The sequence below is a fragment of the Bradyrhizobium uaiense genome (genome assembly GCF_010811875.1).
Lineage (GTDB): Bacteria > Pseudomonadota > Alphaproteobacteria > Rhizobiales > Xanthobacteraceae > Bradyrhizobium > Bradyrhizobium uaiense.
Window position 1 is genome coordinate 1 of sequence record NZ_VKHP01000613.1, and the last position, 386, is coordinate 386.

The window sequence follows — 386 nt, forward strand, 5'->3', positions numbered from 1 at the left end:
TGGTAGGACTGCGCCGCACGCGCCACCGAAGACTCAGTGATGGACGGCGAAAACACCCCCTCACCAGTCCACTGGACGCGAATGTCCTTGTCTAGGCGAGTGCCAAACTGAGCCTTGTAGGGATCCTCCCCCGAACCACTGAAGTTTGTGGGCACCGTCTGGAGTGGGGGCAGACCATTCTTCTTGACGTACTCAGTCTCGAGCCGGTTGAGGTAATCAGCCTGGGCGTCGGCGATCCACTTCCCGTCACCATTGTTGGGATACTTCTGCCGGTCGGCGTCGCAGTGGAACTTAGGTTCGATGTCGTCCAGGGCAATGTAGAAGGACCTCACACCCAAGGAACGGAGCTGGTCGAACTTGGCAATCGTAGCCTTGAAGTCGGCATC

Annotated in this window: 1 protein-coding gene; it reads right to left on the reverse strand. The window is 58.3% G+C overall.

All coding sequences use genetic code 11. The features are described from left to right. The coding region (locus FNJ47_RS46740; protein WP_175068533.1) for a beta-N-acetylglucosaminidase domain-containing protein at positions 1-386 on the reverse strand (386 nt) is incomplete at both ends.